The sequence below is a fragment of the Okeania sp. SIO2F4 genome (assembly GCF_010672385.1).
In the GTDB taxonomy this organism is placed as follows: domain Bacteria; phylum Cyanobacteriota; class Cyanobacteriia; order Cyanobacteriales; family Microcoleaceae; genus Trichodesmium.
The window spans coordinates 1-7,574 of the sequence record NZ_JAAHGT010000454.1 but is presented as its reverse complement, the minus strand read 5'-3'; the positions used below and the strand labels follow the sequence as shown (position 1 = coordinate 7,574).

Genomic DNA, 7,574 nt, shown 5'->3' with positions numbered 1-7,574 from the left:
TCTGTCCTTGTATCTTTCAGTTTGGCATGAAATTTAGCTACTCTTAGCCTAGCTTTTTCATGTCGCTTTGTACCTCTAGTTTTCTTAGATAATGACTTACTTAATTTTCGTTAGCGCAGCTCCTCTGAAAGAGGCTACTTCTTAATTCGTTTTTTGAGTGGTTTAGGAGCATCAATTTTTTGACCATTGCTCAAAGTAGCAAAAGTTTTTATTCCTAAATCTATACCTACTGAATTGTCAGTTTGAGGTAATGATTCTGGTTGTATTTCTACTACAAAACTCAGAAAATATCTATTAGCTGAATCCTTGACTACTGTTACTGATGATGGAACAGCAGGTAATTCCCTTGACCAAACAATTTTCAGCTTTCCAATCTTGGCGTTGCTAGGAACTTTATGTTGACCAACCTTAAACCCTTCCTTTGTAAACCTAGCAGTCTGTCTTGACTTCCTACTTTTGAATTTAGGAAGTTTTACAGGTTTACCTTTTCTCTTACCTTTTGTAGACCTGAAAAAGTTTTGATCAGCTTGGTTTAAATCATTTAAAGATTGCTGCAGTGGTATGTTAGAAACCTCTGACAACCATTCTCTATCTTCAGTCTTTTTAGCTTGAGTAATAAATACTTTTTGTAGTTCAGAATTAGTGGGTTTCTTTTCTCTTGATTTGTACTTTTTCTGACAAAAAGCTAGACTATCATTCCAAACAACACGGACACAACCAAATAGCTTTGCTAATCGGTATTTTTGTCCCGTTGTTGGATAGATCCGATACTTAAATCTAGCTTTCATAATCTGATGTTTAAACTAACAGTATTATAACATAATTTATCAAGCAAAAAAAATTAAAAGTTGCCCTAGAAGGGCGAGGCTTGAGACCCAATTTTTCGGTCAGTCCAGTACGAAAATTTCACTATCCATCTCTGCTGGCTGGGTGCTTCAGCAAATGAATTAACTATTGCTCTATACGCATGGGGAAGAGAAATTTCACTATCCATCTCTGCTGGCTGGGTGCTTCAGCAAATGAATTAACTATTGCTCTATACGCATGGGGAAGAGAAATTTCACTATCCATCTCCTCTGGTTGGGTGCTTCATAAAATGAATTAACTATTGCTCTATACGCATGGGGAAGAAAAATTTCACTACCCATCTCCTCTGGCGGGGTGCTTCATAAAATGAATTAACTATTGCTCTATACGCAATAGTCAGATTTTTTTGACTATTCATCTCCTCTGGCTGGGTGCTTCATAAAATGAATTAATTATTGCTCTATACGCAATAGTCAGATTTTTTTGACTATCCATCTCCTCTGGCGGGGTGCTTCATAAAATGAATTAACTATTGCTCTATACGCATGGGGAAGAGAAATTTTGACTATCCATCTCCTCTGACTGGGTGCTTCATAAAATGAATTAATTATTGCTCTATACGCAATAGTCAGATTTTTTTGACTATCCATCTCCTCTGGCGGGGTGCTTCAGGGAATGAATTAACTGTTGCTCTATACGCATGGGGAAGAGAAATTTTGACTATTCATCTCCTCTGGTGGAGTGCTTCAGAAAATGAATTAACTATTGCTCTATACGCAATAGTCAGATTTTTTTGACTATCCATCTCTGCTGGTGGAGTGCTTCAGAAAATGAATTAATTATTGCTCTATACGCAATAGAAATATTGGACTGACACAGCTAAAACTGTGCAGACCAAGTTTTTCGTATAATTCTTATGATTATGGCAAGGTTTGAGGATTTTTTTCTCATGCAACATTTAAGGTGTGTCAGCCCACTAACTTTTACTTTTCGACTCTAAGCAACAAAAGGATCTCAAGATTTATCCTTAACCTCTTCTTTAATAGGCAAAGTAAGTTGAGAAAAATCTGGTAATCTGACAAGCTCTTTTTCCTTCTCTTTCAGTGCCATTGGTAAACGCAAAGGTTCAGGTTTTTCTTCAATCAGATGACCAGCTACAGGCAATGTTCTTTCTAAATCATCCAATGGTCTAGGAATTACCATTACAGCATTTAACTCTCCAATTCTTTCTGCTTCGTGCATTCCAGCTTCTACAGCTACCGCCACATTAGAAACCGAACCCCGAACAATAGCAGTACACAAACCTGCACCTGTAGTTTCATAAGCAGTTAACTGTACATCAGCAGATTTGAGCATTGCGTCACAAGCTCCCACCATTGCAGGAAAACCTCTAGTCTCTATCAAACCAACTGCCTTATTTCTAAACTCAGCAGAAACTCTACCTTGAGATACTTTAACTAAAAGACTACCAATAGGTAATACAACTTCTAAATTAGGTAAAGGTCGAGGAATGACAGTCTTAGAAATAAGTTGTCCAAATTTTTCCGCTGTTTGTGCTCCAGACTCTACCGCTAAACGAACATCTGCTATACCACCACGAACTACCGCCGTACAATATCCACTACCAATTTTTTCATACCCTACCAACATTACGCCAGATGACTTCAGCATCATATCAGCAGTACCAACTATGGCCGGAAAACTTCTAGTTGTTACTAAACCAAGAGCAGCATCTCCAAACTTGATGGGAGATTCAATAGACTCTAGCTTATAGTTATTGTGGGTTTGTATTTTCATTTTCTACCTCTTTGACTTCGGCGTAGCAGTTAACCCACCTAACTCTCTCCAACATTCTAGCTGATGGTCTTTAGGGCTACTTTGGGAATTTTTTATATCAAATTAAAAATATAAACTGGTTTAGCTCACCTAAAATTACAGTTAAACTCTCACCAGTGGGAGTTTTCAGATTAAGAAGTTAATTTTTAGACATTATTAATCACTTTTTGTCCCTAAAAGATAGAAAGTTTTTTAGGTATGTCTCTACTTAATTTTAGATTATATTATATTATATATTTTTTTTTAATAACGATCAAGTTATCTCGATACCAAAGAAATGTGTTCTTGTCAAACAGAAATTTTCTGTTTATCTGCTAGAAACTCAGTAGCTGCAAATTTACTATCAAGTCTGGGTAAGACGATATATTTTAGTCTTCATCATCAGGATGAGAACTCAAAGAATTATTATGAGGAAATAAAGTCTTCATTATCTGGTTGACATACTCCTTACCATAAATTTTAGGATCGATATTTGGAGGTGACTCTTCTTGTAATTGAGTGTTAGCTTGTTCAGTTTCTGTATCAGTTTCCTCTGAAGATGAAGCAGTATTTGCTGATTGTAATTGAGTCTTAGTTTTTTCAGTTTCTGTATCAGTTTCCTCTGGAGATGAAGCAGTATTTGCTGATTGTAATTGAGTCTTAGTTTTTTCAGTTTCTGTATCAGTTTCCTCTGGAGATGAAGCAGTATTTGCTGATTGTAATTGAGTCTTAGTTTTTTCAGTTTCTGTATCAGTTTCCTCTGAAGATGAAAAAGTATTTGCTAAATTTGAACTATGATTATTTTCCTGGGTTTCATCTGAGGATAGATAACTTTGAGCTGACCTTTGATGAGGTGAAGATATAGTAGAATTCTCTAAGATTTGTCGTCCTGAATTGCCAATAATAGAAGTAGGTAGTACAACTTTATCGGGTTCCAAATCTTGTTCTATAATAGTTGCCAAAGCACCAACACAAGCATTAGTTCCGATCTTACTCTTACCAACCAATAAAACACCTGAACCGATAGTAGCTCCTGATTCAATTTCAATATTGCCCTGGTAAGCATGAATAATAGCTCCCATACCAATACAAACCCCCGCTGCAATAATAATCTGACATTTATCAGCAGCTTGAATAATAACACCAGGAGCGATCGCCACACTTGGATCGATTTTTACATCACCACTAACAAAAGGCTCAATATTTGTCATAATTTGTAGTGGTGGCAACTGCATAAATACTCCTTTTTATAATAATCCTTTTAAGCATAAAATATTAGGCAATATAAAGTTAATTTAATCTAATTTTTCCAGAAGTAAATGAATATTATTTTGTAGTTGCAAAAGAGGAGGTTGATCAGGATTGTCATCCAAATCTTTAACTAGCCAATATTCAATTTTATCAACCCATTGAGGAAACTTAGATTCCATTAAAGGACGATGAGCAACTCGATCGACAGCAACAACTTGAGTAGCATTTTCTAAATCTATTTGTTTAACTTCCATTGGTTCCCTCAAAGACACAGAATCAATCTGAATATCCAAAGATTCTAAAGCTTTGATAACCTCCGATGAAATAGCACCCACATTACCAGATTCTGGATTAACATTCAAACCCCGTGAATCTGCTTGCCATTTTACTCCTTTTTTTGAGGCTAAATCATTGAAAAAATACTCACTAAATCTACTGCGATAATAATTACCCGTACAAAGAAAGAGAATTTTTTTCATAACTATATAATTATAGTGCTATTAAGTATGAGCAAAGTGATACTGTTTCACAGAACTCAAAAGTTAAAAGTTAAAAGTAAGATTTTATAGGCTCAAAACTTTTGCTATACAGTAATTTCCGGAAATTATTCCACATTTAAAGTAAATTGGTATCACAACCAAAACTTTTGATTTTTCACCATCGAGTTGTTTAATTATTGTAGCTAGGTTCCGAAAATATTAGGTGAAGCGGGAATTAGGTTGTAGGTTCTAGTGTCTAATTGCATAAATTAATATACTTATTGAGCCAAGAAAAAAGCTTCAAACCTAAGGAAATCCATACAAAAAATAATATTACTAACTTTTGCAACTAAACACTAGGTTATTGTTTTTAGGTAACAATATTTTACCCAACATTTATCATTTATAGGACTTACACAAAGAAACCCGGTTACTAGGTTGGTTCCGTAAGTCCCGATCTAAACACCTAAATACCTACACAATAGCTAAATACCTACACAATTGGGTTTAAAACCAACCATCTTCACAGCGTCTGGAAAAAGGTGCTAAGTCGTAGCGTAGGTTACTCACCTAAAACCTACCACCTCACACCTAACACCTGCTTCAATTACCCTTACCGTTAGGTTGCTGAATAATCATTTCTAAAACACGGCGTTTCGCTTTAGGGTCGATACCAATCAAACGGACATATTCTCCCTCATGTTGAGCCAAACTTTTCTCTAAAACTGGGAAAACATCAGCCTCACGTCGAGCATCTATTTGAGTATCAGTTTTCCAAGAGCTAGTGCGGAAACGACGTTGGTCAGCATATTCCGTACCAATTTTGTAACCGCCAGCAATCAAAGAACGAACTTGTTCAATTACATCTTGATTTAACTTCTGGGTTGTAGAAGAAGCTGTTACACTACTATAAATAGGTATTGGTACTGGCTGAGCAGCACTATTACTTGCTCCATTAGAAGTAGCCTTAAGAGAAGCAAATCCCTGACCTTTACCATTTGGCTGTTGAATCACAGTTTCCATCACCCGACGTTTCGCATTAGTATCAACACCAATTAAACGTACATACTCCCCACTATATTCTGCCAAAGCAAGTTCAAGTTCAGTTATTGCTTGAGAGGGATTAGTAGCAGAGATAGGAGCGCCACTCATCCAGGAGCTAGTCTTAAACCGACGTTCATTAGCATGTTCTAAACTAATCCGATATCCTTGATTAAATAAAGAACGTACTTTATCTACAACTTCCTGACTTAAACCAGTTTGAACTGCACCATTTTGGTTAGATACAGGAGCTTGATAACTTCGAGAAGTAGATACAGATTGTTGAATTGAGCGATCGCCAGGTTTTTGAATTAATACTTCTGCAACACGACGTCTAACACTAGGGTCAACACCAATTAAACGGACATATTCACCACTGTGTTCTGCTAAAAATTGTTCTATATCAGCCCAACCTTGCATTGTCGGACCATTTTGCCAGGAGCTAGTTTTAAACCGACGTTCATTAGCATACTCTGTACCAATCTTGCATCCTTGAGACATCAAAGAATTAACTTGGTTTACTACTTCTGGAGTTAAACCTGTAGTATTTCCAGTAGTAGTTTTAACCCTGGTAGGAGCAGCAGGAACACTGTAGTTACCAGTAGTTGATTTTTGAGCAACTTTTTTACCATCAGGACGTTGAATCATAATTGGAGATATGCGACGTTTAGCTTTAGGATCTATACCAAACATCCGTACATACTCTGCAGCATGCTCTGCTATACAACCTTCTAGAGCTGCTACCACTTCTGAAGAGTTAGTGCTTTCAATTGGAGAACAAGTCTTCCAAGAACCTGTTTTGAAGTGACGAGTGTCAGCGTGTTCTGTACCAACATAATATCCTTGGGATACTAGCTGCTTTACATGAGCAATTACTTCTGGGGTCAATCTACCAGTTCCTCCTGAAGAGCTGTAACCGTTACCATTTGTGTAATTAATGTTCATTTCATTTCTAATAGGGGTAATGCAAGACATATTGTTCGCACACAGATAACCTTGTCGTAAAGATTCGTTAATTCCCACCACATGATGGGCAAACTCCATATCATCGGGTAGTACATCTGGCAAACGGTCTGCTTGCTGTTGATTCGTAATAATTGCTCCTGAAGGCACATACTTACCAGGAGCAATTTCTACATCTTGGATCAGAGCGTGGAGCATAACGATACACCCTTCACCAATGCGAGCGTTAAAAACTGTAGAACGAAAACCGATAAAACAGTCATCACCAATGTAGCAAGGACCATGAACTAGAGCTTTATGAGTGATAGAAACATTGTTACCTATCCACACAGAATACTTTTGTTGGTCATCACCTATGACTCGTCCTTGTTCTAAACCGTGAATAACTACTCCATCTTGGATATTAGTTCCCGAGCCAATAGAGAAGGGAGTACCTTCATCAGCACGAATTGATGTGCCAGGAGCTACTAATACATTAGCTCCAACGCGGACATCTCCAATAATATTGGAAAAGGAGTGAATATAAGCTGTCTCGTCAATCTTTGGCTGCACCAAGCCTTTTGACCAGGGGGTAGGTGGAGCTGCTTCGTTACGGTGTGGCATCTATTTTTTCCTCTCTCAGTTAAATGTTGGGTGTTGGGTATTTGGTAAATTTCTTGTTGTTAATAGTTCAACATCCAACAGTTCAACAGTTTGGTAGTAGACTGTTCAACGATATTGGTCTTTTTTACCATAGATCATGCGATTGTCCACAGTTATCGTGTCAATAATAGCTACTACTCTGGCATCTACAGGAAGTTTTTCACTGCCAGGTACTTCACGAGCTGCTCCACCACGGCTAACCAAAACCCATTCATCAATTCCGGCACCGACATTATCGGCAGCTACTTCATACTTTGGTAGTGGATGGCCTTCTTCGTCTATGAACTGCAACAGAAGTAGCTTTGTTCCTCTTAAGCTAGGCTCTTTCTGGGTGCTGACAACAGTGCCACGAACTCTGGCAATTTGCATGATCTGTTTGAATTACATGATTTCAGATTTTATATTTTTACCTGAACAAGGTTTTTAAGCTTACCAATAGTAATGTTTGTCAGTTCATCCTGCTTGATAAAACTGATATAAAACCTCACAATTAGTAACATTCCACCAATATATATAGCAGTTCTCAGGGTGGTTAAAACATTCTCGCGCCTCTCCAATGTAGTCATAGTCAGAATA

The 7,574-nt window shown here is 37.3% G+C and carries 7 protein-coding genes; 1 reads left to right on the top strand and 6 read right to left on the bottom strand.

The genetic code is table 11. From position 1 onward, the window contains the following. Positions 1–134: 134 nt before the first annotated feature. Entirely contained in the window at positions 135–788 is a 654-nt protein-coding gene (locus F6K22_RS24525) for an RNA-guided endonuclease InsQ/TnpB family protein (protein ID WP_293103961.1), read from the bottom strand. 657 nt (positions 789–1,445) lie between these two features. On the opposite strand from F6K22_RS24525, the gene F6K22_RS24520 reads away from it, so the two are divergent. Beyond that, on the top strand, positions 1,446–1,604 hold the full coding sequence (locus tag F6K22_RS24520) for a hypothetical protein (protein ID WP_293103958.1): 159 nt from the start codon (positions 1,446–1,448) through the stop codon (positions 1,602–1,604). Positions 1,605–1,821: 217 nt separating this feature from the next. Here the strand turns inward: F6K22_RS24520 and ccmO are convergent, their stop codons facing one another. From ccmO to ccmL, 5 genes are all read right to left on the bottom strand, one after another. Beyond that, a complete protein-coding gene (gene ccmO / locus F6K22_RS24515) occupies positions 1,822–2,604 on the bottom strand; it encodes a beta-carboxysome assembly protein CcmO (protein ID WP_293103955.1) in 783 nt (260 codons plus the stop codon). Between the two features lie 407 nt (positions 2,605–3,011). Then, the gene (ccmN, locus tag F6K22_RS24510; RefSeq protein ID WP_293103952.1) at positions 3,012–3,857 is read right to left on the bottom strand and encodes a beta-carboxysome scaffolding protein CcmN; all 846 of its coding nucleotides are present in this window, start codon (positions 3,855–3,857) and stop codon (positions 3,012–3,014) included. A gap of 60 nt (positions 3,858–3,917) precedes the next feature. Then, positions 3,918–4,352: an arsenate-mycothiol transferase ArsC gene (locus F6K22_RS24505; RefSeq protein ID WP_293103949.1), complete on the bottom strand. Its 435-nt coding sequence runs from the start codon at positions 4,350–4,352 to the stop codon at positions 3,918–3,920. A gap of 603 nt (positions 4,353–4,955) precedes the next feature. After that, positions 4,956–6,959: a beta-carboxysome scaffolding protein CcmM gene (gene ccmM, locus F6K22_RS24500; protein WP_293103947.1), complete on the bottom strand. Its 2,004-nt coding sequence runs from the start codon at positions 6,957–6,959 to the stop codon at positions 4,956–4,958. A gap of 105 nt (positions 6,960–7,064) precedes the next feature. Continuing rightward, the gene (gene ccmL, locus F6K22_RS24495; protein ID WP_293103944.1) at positions 7,065–7,367 is read right to left on the bottom strand and encodes a beta-carboxysome shell vertex protein CcmL; all 303 of its coding nucleotides are present in this window, start codon (positions 7,365–7,367) and stop codon (positions 7,065–7,067) included. Positions 7,368–7,574: the final 207 nt, after the last annotated feature.